This is a genomic window from Leifsonia sp. 71-9 (assembly GCF_001898805.1).
GTDB lineage: Bacteria > Actinomycetota > Actinomycetes > Actinomycetales > Microbacteriaceae > Leifsonia.
The window spans coordinates 44,990-60,272 of record NZ_MKVJ01000006.1; the positions used below are offsets into that span (position 1 = coordinate 44,990).

Consider the following 15,283-nt stretch of genomic DNA (forward strand, 5'->3'; position numbering starts at 1 on the left):
TCCACCTGTACCCGTCATAGGCGGGCGACGCTACGGGGTTGCGCTGAGCGGTCCCTGTGACCTATTGAGGGGTCGGCTGGACGCGTTCCGCCTACTTCGCGGTCGGTTTCGGCGACGCCGGGGCGACCGCCTGCTGCACGAGCTGGTGGATCTGCGCGTAGTCCGGATTCGTCGGGTCGATCGTGGGCGGCACGAGTTCGAGCTGGTCGACGGGGAGCTTGCGCGTCTTCATCCCGAGGTCGACGAAGTACCCGAGCATCGACTGCGGGATGTCCGTCTTCATCACCTGGGAGCCCGCCTTGGCGATCCCCTCGAACTTGCTGACCACGTTCACCGGGTTGACCTGCTTGAGGATGGCGTCCTGCAGCTGACGCTGCCGCGCCATCCGGTCGTAGTCGCTCGACCCGTGGCGTGCTCGGGCGTACCACTGGGCGTGGTAGCCGTCGAGATGGCGCTGACCGGGCTCGATCCATTCGACGACGCCGTTGAGATCCTCGTCGCCGCCGATCGGGATGCGGTCCGTCACGGTGATGTCCACGCCGCCCAGCGCGTCGACGAGATCGGCGAAGCCCTGCATGTCGATCAGCACGTAGTACTGGATGGTCAGACCGGTCGCGCCCTCGAGCGCATCCCGCATCGCCTCGATCCCGGGCTCGCTCTTGTTCTTCGTCGCGTTCGGGTAGAGGTCCTTCTTGTAGGTCTCGACCTCGGTGTAGATGGAGTTCAGCTGGCAGACGTCGACGTCGCAGCGGTCCTCGTAGCCGTAGCCGTCGGGGTAGAGCGCGTGGAGCGGCGAGTGCTGCGTGAACGGCACCGGGTTGAGATCGCGCGGGAGGCCGATGGTGACCGCCTTGCCGGTCGAGGCGTCGATGCTGACGACGGACATGCTGTCGGGGCGCAGGCCGTCGCGATCGGGTCCGGCGTCGCCGCCCAGCAGCATGATGTTGTACCGGCCGTCGACCGGCGGCTCCGACGGACCGGCCGAGAAGATGTCGCCCAGCGCGCCGCGGGCCGAGCCGGCCACGACGGAGGCGTACCCGGCCGTTCCGGTCAGCCCGACGAGCACGACGACGGCGAAGGCGGCGATCAGCCCGCGCGCCCTCGAGGTCGTCTTGACCAGACGCACCAGCCGCAGCGTGTCGAGCGTGAGCACGACCCACAGCACCGCATAGAGGACGAGGACGATCTGCAGCACGGTCAGGCTGCCCGCCTGGGTGGCGACGGTGTAGATCGTCGCGGGCGCGACCAGGTACACGACGAGGGCGACGATCGCGAGCAGCCACAGCAGCCCGGTCGCGATGAGGCCGATCCGGCCGAGCCGCCGGTTGCCGGCGACGACCTGAGCCGATCCGGGCAGCAGGACGTTCATCAGGACGAGCCACCAGCCGCGCCTGGTCATGACGGGCGCGGACGAGGCGTCCGGATGACGCAGCGGGCTGGTCGGGTTCATAGCTTGGCTTGCAGGGCTGCGTTCTTCTGCTCGACGCTGGCCTCCAGGTCGGCGGCGAAGCGCTCGAGCGCGGCCGTCAGCTCCGGGTCGGACGTGGCGAGGATCTTGACCGCGAGGAGGCCAGCGTTGCGCGCGCCGCCGATGGAGACGGTCGCGACGGGGACCCCGGCCGGCATCTGCACGATGGAGAGCAGGGAGTCGAGCCCGTCGAGGCGGGCGAGCGGGACGGGCACCCCGATGACCGGGAGGGTGGTCACGGCGGCCAGCATCCCCGGCAGATGTGCGGCGCCGCCCGCTCCCGCGATGATCACGCGGACACCACGGCCGGCGGCCGCCGTCCCGAAGTCGATCATCTTGACGGGGGTGCGGTGCGCGGAGACGACCTCGACCTCGTGGGCGACTCCGAACTCGGTGAGCAGGCGGGAGGCCTCCTGCATCACGGACCAGTCCGAGTCGGAACCCATCACGACGGACACCAGGGGTTGGGGGTTCTCGGGCATGGCAATAATCGTACGGGCGGGTACCCCCGCGTCCGGGTTACGGCACGCGCGAGTCGGACCGGGCGGGATCAGCCCTCGAAGTACGCCGCCGCGGCGCGGGCCCGGTACACGACGTCGTCGAGATCGTCGCCGCCGACCGTCACGTGACCGACCTTGCGGCCGGGCCGCGGCTCCTTGCCGTAGCCGTGGAACTTGGCCTCGGGATGCGCGGCGAGCGCAGCCGGGTACCGGTCCTGGAGGGTGCCCTCGGCCGGCCCGCCGAGGATGTTGACCATCACGGACCACTCGTCGCGCGGCCGCGTCTCACCGAGGGGCAGGTCGAGCACGGCGCGCAGGTGCTGCTCGAACTGGCTCGTCACGGCGCCCTCGATCGACCAGTGGCCGCTGTTGTGCGGGCGCATGGCGAGCTCGTTGACGAGGATGCGGCCGTCGGTGGTCTCGAAGAGCTCGACCGCGAGCACGCCCGTGACGCCGAGCCCGTCGGCGATGCGGGTCGCGATGTCGGCGGCGGCCTCCGCCGTGCGTCCCGCCGCTCCCGGCGCCGGGGCGATCACCTCGGCGCAAACGCCGTCGCGCTGGACCGTCTCGACCACGGGCCAGACCGCGGAGTCGCCGGAGGGGCGCCGCGCGATCAGCTGGGCGAGCTCGCGACGGAAGGAGACCAGCTCCTCCACCAGCAGGGCGCCGCCACGGCCGTCCTCGGCCAGCGCGAGGAACCAGTCGTCGGCCTCGCTCGCCTCGGAGACGACGCGGACGCCCTTGCCGTCGTAGCCGCCGCGGGCGGTCTTCACGACGGCCCGGCCGCCGTGGTCGGCGAGGAACGCCGCGAGCTCGTCGGCCGACTCCACCGCGGCCCACTCGGGCACCGGCAGCCCCAGCTCACTGAGCTTGGCCCGCATCTGGATCTTGTCCTGGGCGTAGAGCAGCGCGTCGGGTCCGGGATGGACGGGGATCCCGCGCGACACCAGCTCGCGCAGGATCGCCGGCGGGACGTGCTCATGGTCGAAGGTGATGACGTCGACGGTCTCGGCGAACGCGAGGACCGTGTCCAGGTCGCGGTAGTCGCCGACACCGGTCGCGGCGATCTCCGCGCTCATCCCCTCGGCCTCTTCGAGCACGCGGATGTCGATGCCGAGCTCCACCGCCGGAGGGACCATCATCCGTGCCAACTGGCCGCCGCCGATCACTCCGACTGTGTTCCTGACCATCGAACGCTCTCTCCTCGACTCTTCATGCACCCCGTGGCAACTCTCAGCATCGGGCTACCCGGCTCGCGTAGTGTGGCGAGCGCACTACCTATCTTCCCGCATGACGACGGCCGGAGCATGACGAACGAGAATCCTCCAACGGCGCGCAAAGCACGCCTCCTCCCCCAGCTGATCAAGTTCGGCGCGGTGGGAGCGGTCGGTTTCGTCGTGAACCTCGCGGTCTTCAACGGCCTCATGCTGACCGTGCTCGCCGGCGTGCCCCACAAGACCCTGATCGCGACCGCGATCGCCACCCTCGTCGCCATCGGCACGAACTGGGTCGGCAACCGCTACTGGGCCTTCTCGCAGAACCGCCAGTCGAACACCGCTCGCGAGGGCGCCGAGTTCTTCATCGTCAGCCTCGCCGGCATGGCCATCCCGCTGCTGTGCGTGTGGGTGTCGCACTACCTGCTGGGCTTCACCTCGCTGCTGGCCGACAACATCGCGAACAACGTCGTCGGCCTCGCGCTCGGGATGGTGTTCCGCTTCGGCTTCTACCGCTGGTGGGTGTTCTCGCCGGACCGCGCGGAACGACGCGAGAAGCGCCGTGCTCCTGTCGGAGCGACCGCGGAGCCGCCCGTGCTCACCGGCTCGACGCTAGCGGGATCCCCAGACGGTCGTCTCATCGGAGACTGACTCCGACTGCTGGCGCCGCATCGCCACGACGGTCTGCGCGTGTTCCATCAGCTCGCTCAGCGCGCGCTGCACCTGATCGGCCTTCGGCACGTCCTTGAGCACGACGGGATGATCGAGCCCGGCGTTGATCCGCACGTCGCCGGAGCGGAAGGCGCTCTGCAGCCAGTTGCGCTTCACGCTCACGTCGTAGCCGCGGCTGTGGAGGAGCTCCTGGCGCACGCGCACGAAGAAGCCGTGCCGGATGACGATCCGCCGCGTGGTGATCGTGTAGCGCCGGCTCAGCCAGGCCGCCAGCGGCAGGAGGAAGAGCAGCAGCAGGACGGCGGCGGCCGACGACCACAGCAGCACGATCTCCCACACCTCGTCGAGCCGGCCGGCGAAGAAGCCGACCGCTCCGCTCGCGGCGATCAGAGCGAGGCTCGGCCAGAACAGCACGCGGGCGTTCCGGCGCAGACGCGCCACGACCCGCTCCGGGGGCTGGCCGGGCACCCCGTCCGTCGTGTTGCTCATGCTTCCCATTAATACCGCAGGTGCGTCACGTCGCCCGCCGCGACAGCCGTGCGCCCCGTATCCGACTCCACGATCAGTCGCCCGTCGTCGTCGATGCCCACCGCCGTGCCCAGCAGATCCTCGCCGCTCGGGAGCTCGACGCGGACCGCGCGACCGATGGTGTGGCACGCCTCGGCGACCTCGTCGCGCAGCGCGCTGCGCACCGGATCGCCTCCGGCCGTCAGGTATTCGCGGTAGAGCGTGATCAGGTGGGCGAGGTAGGAGGCGAGCACGACGTCCGCGTCCGGAGCGTCGGCACCGGCGACGACGAGGGAGGTGGAGGTCGCCGTGGGCAGCTCGTCGCTCTCCTGGAACAGGTTCACGCCGACGCCGACGACGAGACCGGAGAGGTCGGGCAGCAGCTCGGAGAGCGTCCCGCTCACCTTCTGCCCGTCGATCAGGACGTCGTTCGGCCATTTGACCGACACGGTGCCCGGTACGAGCGGGGCGATCGCCCGGCTCATCGCGAGCCCGGCCAGCAGCGGGAACCAGCCGAAGGCGTCCGGGGCGAGCCCCTCCGGCTTCAGGAGCACCGAGATCGCCAGCGTGCGTCCGGGAGGGGCGACCCACACCCGGCCCAGCCGGCCCCGGCCTCCGGTCTGATTCGCGGTCACGACGACCGAGAGGTCGGGAAGGCCCGCGGCGCGCGCGCTCAGGACGTCGTTCGTGGACCCGGCCTCGGACAGCACCTCCAGCCCGGGGACGACGGCTCGGCTCCGGCGGAAGTCCACGTGATCGCTCTGCTGCATTGGCCCAGTCTGCCAGTCCGGAGCCCAGGATTTGTAGGATCCCGTCAACGGCACGGCCTCTGCACTGGCAGGTAGAGTGAACGGCGTGACCGACACCGAAGCACGCCAGACCGCCGATCTCTCCACCACCGCAGGCAAGCTCGCGGACCTCAAGGAGCGGTTCCACGAGGCCGTGACCGCCAGTGGGGAGGCCGCGATCGAGAAGCAGCACGCCAAGGGCAAGCTCACCGCTCGCGAGCGCATCGACCTGCTGCTCGACCAGGGCTCGTTCGTGGAGTTCGACGAGTTCGTTCGCCACCGCACCCACGCCTTCGGGATGGAGGCCAAGCGGCCCTACGGCGATGCGGTCGTCACGGGCGTCGGCACCATCCACGGTCGCAACGTCGCGGTGTTCAGCCAGGACTTCACCATCTTCGGCGGATCGCTCGGCGAGGTGGCCGGCGAGAAGATCATCAAGGTGATGGACCACGCCCTGAAGACCGGCGTGCCGATGATCGGCATCCTCGACTCGGGCGGCGCGCGCATCCAGGAGGGTGTCGTCGCGCTCGGCAAGTACGGCGAGATCTTCCGCCGCAACACGGCCGCCTCCGGTGTCATCCCGCAGATCTCCATCGTCATGGGCCCGGCGGCCGGCGGTGCCGTGTACTCCCCCGCCCTCACCGACTTCGTCATCATGGTCGACAAGTCGAGCCACATGTTCGTCACCGGCCCGGACGTGATCAAGACCGTCACCGGCGAGGACGTCGGCTTCGAGGAGCTGGGCGGCGCGCTGACCCACAACAAGATCTCGGGCGTCTCCCACTACCTCGCGAGCGACGAGGAGGACGCGCTCGACTACGCGCGCAGCCTGCTCGGCTACCTCCCGCAGAACAACCTCGCGGAGCTGCCGCAGTACGAGTCCGAGCCGGAGCTCGAGACGACGGACGCCGACCTGCGCCTCAACACGGTCATCCCGGACTCCCCGAACCAGCCGTACGACGTCAAGACGATCATCGAGGGCATCGTCGACGACGGCGAGTTCCTCGAGGTGCAGCCGCTCTTCGCGCCGAACATCGTGATCGGCTTCGCGCGCGTCGAGGGCCGCTCGGTCGGCATCGTGGCGAACCAGCCGAGCGCGATGGCCGGAACCCTCAACATCGACGCCGGCGAGAAAGCGTCCCGGTTCGTGCGCTTCTGCGACGCGTTCGGCATCCCGATCCTCACCCTGGTCGACGTCCCCGGCTACCTGCCCGGAACCGACCAGGAGTGGACGGGCGTCATCCGCCGCGGAGCCAAGCTGCTCTACGCGTACGCGGAGGCCACCGTCCCCCTCGTCACCATCATCACCCGCAAGGCATACGGCGGCGCCTACATCGTCATGGGCTCCAAGCAGCTCGGCGCCGACATCAACCTGGCGTGGCCGACCGCCGAGATCGCGGTCATGGGCGGCCAGGGCGCGGTCAACATCCTGTACCGCGGCGAGATCAAGCGCGCGGAGGAGGCCGGCGAGGACGTCGCGGCCGTGCGCACCAAGCTCGCCAACGAGTACACCTACAACGTGGCCAGCCCGTTCCTCGCGGCGGAGCGCGGCGAGCTCGACGGCGTGATCGAGCCGTCGGCCACGCGCGTCTCGGTGATCAAGGCGCTGCGGGCGCTGCGCACGAAGCGCGCGACCATGCCGCCCAAGAAGCACGGGAACATCCCGCTGTGACCGGCGAGCTCGACCCGTCTCAGATCCGGTTCGTCACCCGCGGGGTGACGCCGGAGGAGATCGCCGCGGTCACGGCCGTGCTCACCGCGGCCGCCGCGGAGCAGGCCGCGGCCGCGAACGACGCGCGCCCCGCGGCGGTTCCCGACGCGTGGGCCCGCAGCCAGCGTCAGCTCCGCACGCCCCTGGCACCGGGTCCCGGCGCCTGGCGGTCCTTCTCGGGCTGAGCCGCTCAGGCGGCGGATCCGTCCCCCGCTGTACCCCGAACCCGGAGTACCCCACATGTGGGACAGCCTGGTTTCCAGGTCCCGTGTGGATGCGAGTCCCCGGGATGTCCCCCGGTGTCCTCCAAAATGACGACTATGTAATCTCTGGGATTGACGTCAATATAGTTATTGCTAGGTGTCTCTCCTCGTGAGTCACACCGCCGAATCACTCGTCGACTAGGGTAAGCAGGCGAGTGCTTTGGGGGCGAGTCAGGGCGATATTCGGGTTGTCGCCCTGACTCGGGGTTTGAAAAGGGGCCGACAATTCGGGTGTCGGCCCCTTTCTCCTTTTAACCCCTAGCGCGTCCCGGACCGCTCAGCGCGTCTCGAACCGCTCAGCGCGTCTCAGGCCACCGGGCGCGGGATCTCCAGCCACAGATCGACCTCGTCGTCGTCCGAGTCCGCGCCGAGCGCGTTGGCGGCGCCGTCGTCGGACATGCGCAGCCCCACCACGGTCACCGCGGTCTGCGAGGACCGCGGCACGGTGCGCACGATCAGCTTGTCCGTCGTCGTGCCGCGGATCGCCTCGGCCAGGCGGCGCAGCACGGTCTCGAGTCCGTGCTGGTCGAGGTCGTCGATCCCGCCCTCGTCCAGGAGGCTGACCACGACCCCGCGCCGGCGGGCGTCCATGACCTCCCGCCGCACATCGTCGTTGAGGAGGCGGCGGCCGCGGATCTCGTCGCGGATCGCGCCCTCGAGGTAGCGGCACTCGCGGCGTTCGGCCTCCGTCAGGTCGCCACCGCGCCGCACGATCTCGGCCAGCATCGGCGCCGCGACGCGGTAGGTCTGCCGCAGCCGGAGCTGACGCTCCATGACGTGCGCCTCCTGCGCGGCCTGCCACTCCGTGGCCTCGCGCTCGGCGCGGGCGAACTGCAGCGCATCCCGCCCGGCCTTCGCCAGCGAGCCGGCGATCACCACGGCGACGCCGACCCACACGACCGATCCGATCACGCCGATGCCGGCCAGTGCGCCCGGGCCCGCCCAGAAGACCGTCTGCACGGCGAGGAAGCCGACCCCGAGCCACGCGAACAGCGACTGGCGCCGCACCGCGCAGATGGTGATCAGCGTCCCGACGGCGGCGACGTACCAGGTCCCGTAGCCGTTGTCCTTCGCGGGGTCCAGCTGGCTCGTCACGAGGATGGGGATGACGACGCAGACCGCGAGGTCGAAGGCCGCCAACCAGAGCGGCATCTTCGTCGGGCTCGTCGGCCACAGGCTCATCACGGTCGCGACGGCGTACAGCGCCATCGCGACGATGGGCGGACCGGGGTTCGCCGGGATGGAGAGGGACGAGAGCGCGAGGAACAGGTGGTACGCCGAGAACAGGGCGCCGAGACCGAGGAAGAGGACGCGGTTGAGCGTGATCACTCGACGACCTCCTGCTCCCGGTCGGAGGAGGGCCAGAGGATCACGACGGTGGTCCCGTTGCCGGGCTCCGACTCGATGCGGGCGCGGCCGCCGACCTTCGCGAGCCGGTCGCGGATGCTGACGCGCAGTCCCAGGCGCTCCGCCGGCACCTCGTCGGCCGAGAAACCGCGCCCCTCGTCGCGCACGACGATGTGCACGGTCGCGGCCGGGCTGCCGCCGCGGATGCTGATGCTGCGGGGCACCTCCGGTCCGCCGGCGTGCTGCATGCTGTTCACCATCGCCTGGACGCTGGCGGAGTAGACGGCCTCCGCCACGTTGACCGGGAGGCTGTGCACCTCCACATCCTGGACCTCGATGACGAACGGGGAGGAGAACGCGTTGGCCGCCGTCACGAGTCGCTCGGTGAGCCGGTCGAGCCCGACCAGGGACTGGTCCTCCGGCGTCGAGGCCTCGGCGGCGTGGAGGTGGCCGATCGCGTCCGCGGCCATGGTGGCCGCGAGCTCCTTCTGCTCGGGGCTGCGCGCACTGGCCGCCGAGAGCAGCGTCGTCAGGACGCTGTCATGCACGATCGCGTCGACCTGCACCCGCTCGACCTCGGTCGCGTGCTGGCGGACGGCGGTGGCATACCGCGCGAGCGCCTGGCTCTGCGCGACATCGACGCCCGACGACGCCTGGCGCATCATCGCGATGATGGCGAGGATCGCGCCACCGAGGATGATCGCGTACACGGCGTCGAGCCCCGCCAGCTCGGCGCCGACGCCGCCGCCCGCCGGGAGTGCGCGGATCACGCCGTACGCGATCGGGGCGATGAGCGTGTAGACCACGGCGAGCCAGAGCGGGTACGCCACGGCGGCGAACGCGGTGAACACGTTGCAGAGGAACCAGATCCAGGGCTTGTCGGCCGTGAAGGCGGCGGGATCCGAGACGACGAGCGGCCAGGAGACGATCGCCACCAGGTACAGCACGGCGAGGACGGCCATCGCGCCCTTGACCCAGCGCTGCAGGATCGCCAGCAGGACGGTCACGACGATCCCGCCGAAGATGACGGCCGTCATCACCAGACCCCACGGCTGCACCAGCACGTGCTGCTGGGCGATGGCGGTGGGGATGGTCTGGAGGCCGAAGACGACCCCGAAGGCGGCGACCGTGCGGTCGGCGATGCGCTCGATGCGCGCCCGGCTCAGCGGGTTGCGAGGCTTCGACGACTCGCGCGGAGCTCCCGGGACGGACCCGGGACGCACCAGGTCAGACGCGCTCATTGCCCGTGTCGGGATCGAGACCCGGCAGGATGCCGTCTTCCACCGCGCGCCGGAGCAGATCGACCTTCGTGGGGGCCGGGCGGCCGACCTCCACGTACTTGACCCGGATGCGGTCGAGGTATTCGCGGGCGGTCGAGTTCGCGATCCCGAGCTGGGCTGCGACCGCCTTGAGCGGGAGGCCCGACGCGTAGAGGTGCAGGACGTCGCGCTCGCGCCGGCCGAGCTGGGCCTTCGCGAAGTCGCTGTCCGCGTCGATCGCCGTCGCCCACTCCAGGTTGTTGAGCACATCGCCGCGCGCCACCGTGGCGATGGCGTTCATGACCGTGGTGGTCGGCGACGACTTCGGGATGACACCGGCCGCGCCCGCGGCGAGCGCCTCCCGGACGCTGGCCACCCGGTCGGCGATGCTGTGCACCAGCACCGCCGCTCCGGTCGCCTGAGCGCGCTTGACGTTGTCGGTCACCTTCGACCCGTCGCCCAGCGAGAGATCGAGCACGACGACGTCGCACTCCTGGCCGCCCAGCTCGGCGACGAATTCGTCGACCGTCGCGGCGGTGATGACGACCTCGTAACCGGCGTCCTGGCAGGCCGCTTTCAGCCCCAGACGCACCGATTCGTGATCGTCGACGATAGAAACCCGCACCATGTGGTTCATCGTAGTGGTGCGGAGGCCTGTGTCCCCCGTCAGGGCGTCAGCGTGGCGACCGCTTCGACGTGGTGGGTGTTCGGGAACAGGTCGAATGCGCGCAGCGAGCGCAGCGGATACCCGCGCTCGGCGAAGAACGCCAGGTCGCGGGCGAGCGCGACGGGATCGCAGGCGACGTAGACGATCTGGGCCGGACGGAGGGACGCGATGGACTCGACCACGGCACGTCCCGCACCCGAGCGGGGCGGGTCGAGCACGACGGTCGCGGCCCGGAGGCGGGCGCGGTCGGTCGCGCTCGCGTTGGCGGCGAGGTCGGCGGCGAAGTGCTCGACGCGCGCCGTCACCGCGGAGGCGCCGACCCAGTCCGCGAGGTTCTCCGCGGCGTCGTCCGTCGCCGCTTCGTCGCTCTCGACCGAGGTGATCCGCAGCGTGGAGCCGAACTTGTCGCCGAGCGCGGCGGCGAGCAGGCCGACGCCGCCGTAGAGGTCGAGGTTCGCCGCGCGGGGGTCGAAGAGCGCTTCGTCGACCGCGCTCTGCACGGCGGCCGTGAGCGTGGAGGCCGCACCGCGGTGCACCTGCCAGAAGCCGCGCGCGTCGAGCCGGAACTCGCGGTCGCCCACGCGCTCCCGGATCGGGACCGGGCGGCGGCGCGGGCGCGCCAGGCGCTTGCCGGTGCGGATCGGGGCGTCGTTGACGAGCACGTGGGCCGCACCACCGGAGGTGGCGACGACGTCGATCGACTCCGCCCCGGGGAACGTCTGACCGAACGGCGCCGCCTCCTGGACGGCGTCGGTGGCGAGCGGGAGGCTGCGCACCGGGATGATGGTGTGCGTCCGTGCCGCGTACGGGCCGACGCGCCCGTCGTCGCCCACCTGGAGGCGCACGCGCGTGCGCCATCCCGTTCCGTCGGGCGATTCGCCCTCGATCGGCTCGACCTCGACCCGTCCGCCGGTCGGGCTCACCCGCGCGATCGTGTCCGCGTCGAGGCGGCCCGTGCGCTGGAGCGCGTCCTCGATCACCCGCCGTTTGAGCTCGCGCTGGTGCTCGAGCCGGATGTGGCCGAACTCGGCGCCGCCGGCCCGCTGCCCCGGTTCGCGATCGATCGAGGCGGCGTCCCACACGTGCTCCTGGCGCTCGGGGGCGGCGTCGATCACCTCCACGGCCTCGCCCCGCCAGAAGCGGTCGTGGGTGCGGTCGGAGATGCGCGCACGGATCCGCTCGCCCGGCAGGGTGTCGGGCACGAAGACGACCCGCCCTTCGTGGCGTGCGACGAACACGCCGCCGTGGGCGACGTTGGTAATGTCGAGGTCGACCTCATCGTTCTGGGGCATCCTTCGAGCATCCCACACACAGGTGACCATGCGCCTCTATCTCGCGTCCACATCCCCCGCCCGCCTCGCCCTGCTGCGCGCAGCGGGGATCGAGCCCGTGGTCGTGCCCTCGCACGTCGACGAGCCCGCCGCCGTCGCCGCCGCCGAGGCGGAGCACGGCCCCCTGGGGCCGTCGGCGATGGTCCAGCTCCTGGCGCGGCTGAAGGCCGAAGCGGTGCGCGGCACGCTCGACGGGGAGCCGATCGACGGCCTGATCCTGGGCGGCGACTCCGCCTTCGCGATCGACGGGCTCATCCACGGCAAGCCGCATCGTCCCGAGGTCGCCCGCCAGCGGTGGCTCGCCCAGCGCGGACGCACCGGCGTGCTGCACTCGGGGCACTGGCTGATCGACCACCGCGACGGCCGCGAGAACCGGTCCGTCGGAGCGACCGCGGTCGCCTCCGTGACCTTCGCCGACGTCACCGACGCCGAGATCGACGCGTATGTCGCCAGCGGCGAGCCGCTCGAGGTGGCGGGCGCGTTCACGATCGACAGTCTGGGCGGCCCGTTCATCACGAGCGTCGAGGGCGACCCGAGCACGGTGGTGGGGCTCTCGCTGTCGACGCTGCGCACGCTGGTGCGCGAGCTCGACGTCGAGTGGACCTCGCTCTGGAACCGTTTGTAGACCCTCCAATCATCCGAACACCCATTTTTGTGAGGATCGGCCAAAACGAGGGGTGCCCGGCGGCATAGGCTAGAGAACTGTGCCAGCCATCAGCAAGGTCCTCATCGCAAACCGGGGCGAGATCGCCGTCCGCGTCATCCGCGCCGCTCAGGACAGCGGGATCGGCTCCGTCGCCGTCTACGCCGACCAGGACCGCGACGCCCTCCACGTGAAGCTCGCCGACGAGGCATACGCCCTCGAAGGCACGACCAGTGCAGAGACGTACCTGGTCATCGACAAGCTGCTCTCGATCGCCCGCCGGTCCGGCGCCGACGCCGTGCACCCCGGCTACGGCTTCCTCGCCGAGAACGCCGACTTCGCCCGCGCGGTCATCGCCGCCGGCCTCACCTGGATCGGCCCGTCCCCCGAGGCGATCGAGCGCCTGGGCGACAAGGTCTCCGCGCGCCACGTCGCCGAGAAGGTCGGCGCCCCGCTCGCGCCCGGCACGCTGAACCCGGTGGCCGACGCCGCCGAGGTGCTCGAGTTCGTCGACCAGTACGGCCTCCCCGTCGCCATCAAGGCCGCGTTCGGCGGCGGCGGACGCGGCCTCAAGGTCGCCCGCGAGCGCGACGAGGTCGCCGAGCTCTTCGAGTCCGCCACCCGTGAGGCCATCGCCGCCTTCGGCCGCGGCGAGTGCTTCGTCGAGAAGTACCTCGACCAGCCGCGCCACGTCGAGACCCAGTGCCTCGCCGACGCGTACGGCAACGTGGTCGTCGTCTCGACCCGCGACTGCTCGCTGCAGCGCCGCCACCAGAAGCTCGTCGAGGAGGCCCCCGCGCCCTTCCTCACCACCGAGCAGACCGAGCAGCTCTACAGCGCCTCCAAGGCCATCCTCAAAGAGGTCGGCTACCAGGGGGCCGGCACCTGCGAGTTCCTGATCGGCAAGGACGGCACGGTCTCGTTCCTCGAGGTGAACACCCGCCTCCAGGTCGAGCACCCCGTCTCCGAGGAGGTCACCGGCATCGACCTCGTGCGCGAGCAGTTCCGCCTCGCCGAGGGCGGCACGCTCGACTACGACGACCCCGCGCCGCGCGGCCACTCGTTCGAGTTCCGCATCAACGGCGAGGACGCCGGCCGCGGCTTCATCCCCTCCCCCGGCCCCGTGCACGTCTTCAAGCCCGCCGGCGGTCCCGGCGTGCGCGTCGACAGCGGCATCCAGGCCGGCGACGAGATCAGCGGCTCGTTCGACTCCATGCTCGCCAAGCTCATCGTCACCGGCGCGAACCGCGAGGAGGCGCTCGAGCGCTCCCGCCGCGCCCTCGACGAGTTCGAGGTCGCCGGGCTGCCGACCGTCATCCCGTTCCACCGCGCGATCGTGCGCGACCCCGCCTTCGCCCCGCAGGACGGTGAGCCGTTCTCGATCTACACGCGCTGGATCGAGACCGAGTGGAACAACGAGATCGCGCCGTGGTCGGGCGAGCTGGGCGACCAGACCCCGGCCGAGCGCCGCAGCAGCGTCGTCGTCGAGGTCGAGGGCAAGCGCATCGAGGTCTCGCTCCCCGCGAAGCTCCTGACCGGCGGCGGCTCCGCCTCGGCCTCCTCCGCTCCGGCCCCGCGCCGCCGCGGCGGGTCCGGTGCGGTCGACACCGCCACCGGTGACTCCCTCACCGCCCCGATGCAGGCGACGATCGTCAAGGTCGCCGTCGCGGACGGCGACGAGGTCGTCAAGGGCGACCTCGTGCTCGTCCTCGAAGCCATGAAGATGGAGCAGCCGCTGACCGCCCACAAGGACGGCACCATCGCCGGCATCAACGCCGCCGTCGGCGAGACCGTCTCCTCCGGCCACCTCCTCCTCAACATCGTCTAGCCCCCCGCGCGTCCCTGGAACTCCGGAGATCTCGCGCTTCATGAGGCGAGGCTCCGGAGTTCCGGCATTCTCAGCGGCGCGTCACGCACGTTCTCCGGAACAGCGAGCGCGGCCTCGATCGCGGACTCGACCTGCCGCCACTCCTGGAGCACCTGACGCGCGGAGAACCTGAGGACGCGGTGGCCACGGCGCACCAGCTCCGCATCACGATGGCGATCCCGCTCGAACGCGTCGCGGTCGGAGTGGAACGCATACCCGTCGAGTTCGACGAGCAACCTTCCGTCGATACGCATGTCCACTCGTCCGGCGCCGCGAACGTGCAGTTGCTGTTCGACATGGTGTCCCCGTCGCTCCAATCGCTGCCGTGCGAGGGACTCCACACCGGACTCGGCACCGGGCCGCGCGAGCCGCACGATCGCGCGCGTCCAATTCGGCTCCGTGTCGAAGAGGACCGGCAGGTCGGCGAGACTCACCAGCCGGGATGAGAGAGCGGTGTCGAGGACGGCGACGGCGTCCTCGGTGGGCGCACAGCGGACGACCGAACGCAGGCAGTCCGCGACGGACACTCTCCACACCTCTCGGCTCTCTCCGCGCGTGACCCAGTGCCGAACACTTCGGTCATCGAGGGCGGCGAGCCGCGTGGCCTTGGCCGGGACCGTGACATGCAGGCGGGCCTCCTGCCCGGCCCACAACCCGTAGGTCCCCGCGGCAGGGAGGCAGGAGAGTCTGCCACCCGCACGCACCGCGGCGACCGCCGAGCCAGGAGCCGTGGGGAGCGCGTAGACGCCGCGCCGCGGCCGGAAGAGGCGCCCGTCGCGGACGCGCCGTCCGAGCTCCTCCGCCGTCGCGCCGGCGCCGAGAAGTTGTCCGAGTGAGGCGATGCCGCCTCGCTCCCCCAGGGTCGTCGTCCAGTCCATGCGTACAGCCTGAAGTGTCCGGCCGCCATCGAGTGGTTCGACGGCGATACCCGTGGATAAGCGGTGTCGCGCCCGAGCTGTGCTGTGAACCGTAACTCCGGCGACTCAGGTCGGCGCGCCGCTCAGCTCACCGTTCGAACGGCAAAACGTCTCGGATCGGGCAGAATC

General features: G+C 70.8%; 15 protein-coding genes. 5 read left to right on the top strand and 10 right to left on the bottom strand.

Translation table 11 applies throughout. The features are described 5' to 3' along the window. Positions 1 to 91 precede the first annotated feature (91 nt). From BGO91_RS04375 to BGO91_RS04385, 3 genes are all read right to left on the bottom strand, one after another. On the bottom strand, positions 92 to 1,450 hold the full coding sequence (locus BGO91_RS04375) for an LCP family protein (RefSeq protein ID WP_290471654.1): 1,359 nt from the start codon (positions 1,448 to 1,450) through the stop codon (positions 92 to 94). Next, the gene (gene purE, locus BGO91_RS04380) at positions 1,447 to 1,950 is read right to left on the bottom strand and encodes a 5-(carboxyamino)imidazole ribonucleotide mutase (protein WP_021762654.1); all 504 of its coding nucleotides are present in this window, start codon (positions 1,948 to 1,950) and stop codon (positions 1,447 to 1,449) included. The genes BGO91_RS04375 and purE overlap by 4 nt, the downstream gene beginning before the upstream one ends. 68 nt (positions 1,951 to 2,018) lie before the next feature. Then, a complete protein-coding gene (locus BGO91_RS04385; protein WP_290471655.1) occupies positions 2,019 to 3,188 on the bottom strand; it encodes a 5-(carboxyamino)imidazole ribonucleotide synthase in 1,170 nt (389 codons plus the stop codon). An 87-nt stretch (positions 3,189 to 3,275) separates the two neighbouring features. On the opposite strand from BGO91_RS04385, the gene BGO91_RS04390 reads away from it, so the two are divergent. Next, positions 3,276 to 3,833 (top strand): GtrA family protein, encoded by a 558-nt coding sequence (locus BGO91_RS04390; protein ID WP_290471656.1) that lies wholly within the window; start codon positions 3,276 to 3,278, stop codon positions 3,831 to 3,833. On the opposite strand, the gene BGO91_RS04395 is transcribed toward BGO91_RS04390, so the two are convergent. Next, a complete protein-coding gene (locus tag BGO91_RS04395) occupies positions 3,795 to 4,343 on the bottom strand; it encodes a PH domain-containing protein (protein ID WP_290471657.1) in 549 nt (182 codons plus the stop codon). The two genes, BGO91_RS04390 and BGO91_RS04395, sit on opposite strands and share 39 nt — an antisense overlap. Positions 4,344 to 4,351: 8 nt before the next feature. After that, positions 4,352 to 5,131: a biotin--[acetyl-CoA-carboxylase] ligase gene (locus tag BGO91_RS04400; protein ID WP_290471658.1), complete on the bottom strand. Its 780-nt coding sequence runs from the start codon at positions 5,129 to 5,131 to the stop codon at positions 4,352 to 4,354. 76 nt (positions 5,132 to 5,207) lie between these two features. On the opposite strand from BGO91_RS04400, the gene BGO91_RS04405 reads away from it, so the two are divergent. After that, positions 5,208 to 6,821, top strand: a complete 1,614-nt coding sequence (locus BGO91_RS04405) for an acyl-CoA carboxylase subunit beta (protein WP_290471659.1) — start codon at positions 5,208 to 5,210, stop codon at positions 6,819 to 6,821. Then, positions 6,818 to 7,045: an acyl-CoA carboxylase subunit epsilon gene (locus tag BGO91_RS04410; RefSeq protein ID WP_290471660.1), complete on the top strand. Its 228-nt coding sequence runs from the start codon at positions 6,818 to 6,820 to the stop codon at positions 7,043 to 7,045. The genes BGO91_RS04405 and BGO91_RS04410 overlap by 4 nt, the downstream gene beginning before the upstream one ends. Before the next feature lie 384 nt (positions 7,046 to 7,429). Here BGO91_RS04410 and BGO91_RS04415 read toward each other — a convergent pair whose 3' ends face one another. Genes BGO91_RS04415 through BGO91_RS04430 form a run of 4 tightly spaced genes read right to left on the bottom strand, consistent with a single transcriptional unit; the run spans position 7,430 to position 11,688 of the window. Continuing rightward, on the bottom strand, positions 7,430 to 8,452 hold the full coding sequence (locus BGO91_RS04415; protein ID WP_290471661.1) for a hypothetical protein: 1,023 nt from the start codon (positions 8,450 to 8,452) through the stop codon (positions 7,430 to 7,432). After that, on the bottom strand, positions 8,449 to 9,711 hold the full coding sequence (locus tag BGO91_RS04420) for an ATP-binding protein (RefSeq protein ID WP_290471662.1): 1,263 nt from the start codon (positions 9,709 to 9,711) through the stop codon (positions 8,449 to 8,451). The genes BGO91_RS04415 and BGO91_RS04420 overlap by 4 nt, the downstream gene beginning before the upstream one ends. Then, complete coding sequence (locus BGO91_RS04425; protein WP_039922616.1) at positions 9,698 to 10,357, bottom strand: response regulator transcription factor; 660 nt, start codon at positions 10,355 to 10,357, stop codon at positions 9,698 to 9,700. The genes BGO91_RS04420 and BGO91_RS04425 overlap by 14 nt, the downstream gene beginning before the upstream one ends. Positions 10,358 to 10,395: 38 nt before the next feature. Beyond that, positions 10,396 to 11,688, bottom strand: a complete 1,293-nt coding sequence (locus BGO91_RS04430; protein ID WP_290471663.1) for a class I SAM-dependent RNA methyltransferase — start codon at positions 11,686 to 11,688, stop codon at positions 10,396 to 10,398. Positions 11,689 to 11,716: 28 nt separating this feature from the next. Here BGO91_RS04430 and BGO91_RS04435 point away from each other — a divergent pair, with 28 nt between their 5' ends. After that, positions 11,717 to 12,352, top strand: coding sequence for a nucleoside triphosphate pyrophosphatase (locus tag BGO91_RS04435; protein WP_290471664.1), 636 nt, complete (start codon positions 11,717 to 11,719; stop codon positions 12,350 to 12,352). Between the two features lie 79 nt (positions 12,353 to 12,431). Continuing rightward, positions 12,432 to 14,198 carry a biotin carboxylase N-terminal domain-containing protein gene (locus tag BGO91_RS04440; protein WP_290471665.1) on the top strand — a complete coding sequence of 589 codons (1,767 nt, stop codon included), beginning with the start codon at positions 12,432 to 12,434 and terminating at the stop codon, positions 14,196 to 14,198. A gap of 38 nt (positions 14,199 to 14,236) precedes the next feature. On the opposite strand, the gene BGO91_RS04445 is transcribed toward BGO91_RS04440, so the two are convergent. Then, complete coding sequence (locus tag BGO91_RS04445) at positions 14,237 to 15,115, bottom strand: type IV toxin-antitoxin system AbiEi family antitoxin domain-containing protein (protein ID WP_290471666.1); 879 nt, start codon at positions 15,113 to 15,115, stop codon at positions 14,237 to 14,239. Positions 15,116 to 15,283 lie beyond the last annotated feature (168 nt).

Coding starts and splice junctions, on each gene's coding strand:
- BGO91_RS04390 (WP_290471656.1), top strand. CDS start 3,276: ATGACGAACGAGAATCCTCCAACGGCGCGCAAAGCACGCCTCCTCCCC.
- BGO91_RS04400 (WP_290471658.1), bottom strand. CDS start 5,131: ATGCAGCAGAGCGATCACGTGGACTTCCGCCGGAGCCGAGCCGTCGTC.
- BGO91_RS04425 (WP_039922616.1), bottom strand. CDS start 10,357: ATGGTGCGGGTTTCTATCGTCGACGATCACGAATCGGTGCGTCTGGGG.
- BGO91_RS04435 (WP_290471664.1), top strand. CDS start 11,717: ATGCGCCTCTATCTCGCGTCCACATCCCCCGCCCGCCTCGCCCTGCTG.
- BGO91_RS04395 (WP_290471657.1), bottom strand. CDS start 4,343: ATGAGCAACACGACGGACGGGGTGCCCGGCCAGCCCCCGGAGCGGGTC.
- purE (WP_021762654.1), bottom strand. CDS start 1,950: ATGCCCGAGAACCCCCAACCCCTGGTGTCCGTCGTGATGGGTTCCGAC.
- BGO91_RS04420 (WP_290471662.1), bottom strand. CDS start 9,711: ATGAGCGCGTCTGACCTGGTGCGTCCCGGGTCCGTCCCGGGAGCTCCG.
- BGO91_RS04430 (WP_290471663.1), bottom strand. CDS start 11,688: ATGCCCCAGAACGATGAGGTCGACCTCGACATTACCAACGTCGCCCAC.
- BGO91_RS04445 (WP_290471666.1), bottom strand. CDS start 15,115: ATGGACTGGACGACGACCCTGGGGGAGCGAGGCGGCATCGCCTCACTC.
- BGO91_RS04375 (WP_290471654.1), bottom strand. CDS start 1,450: ATGAACCCGACCAGCCCGCTGCGTCATCCGGACGCCTCGTCCGCGCCC.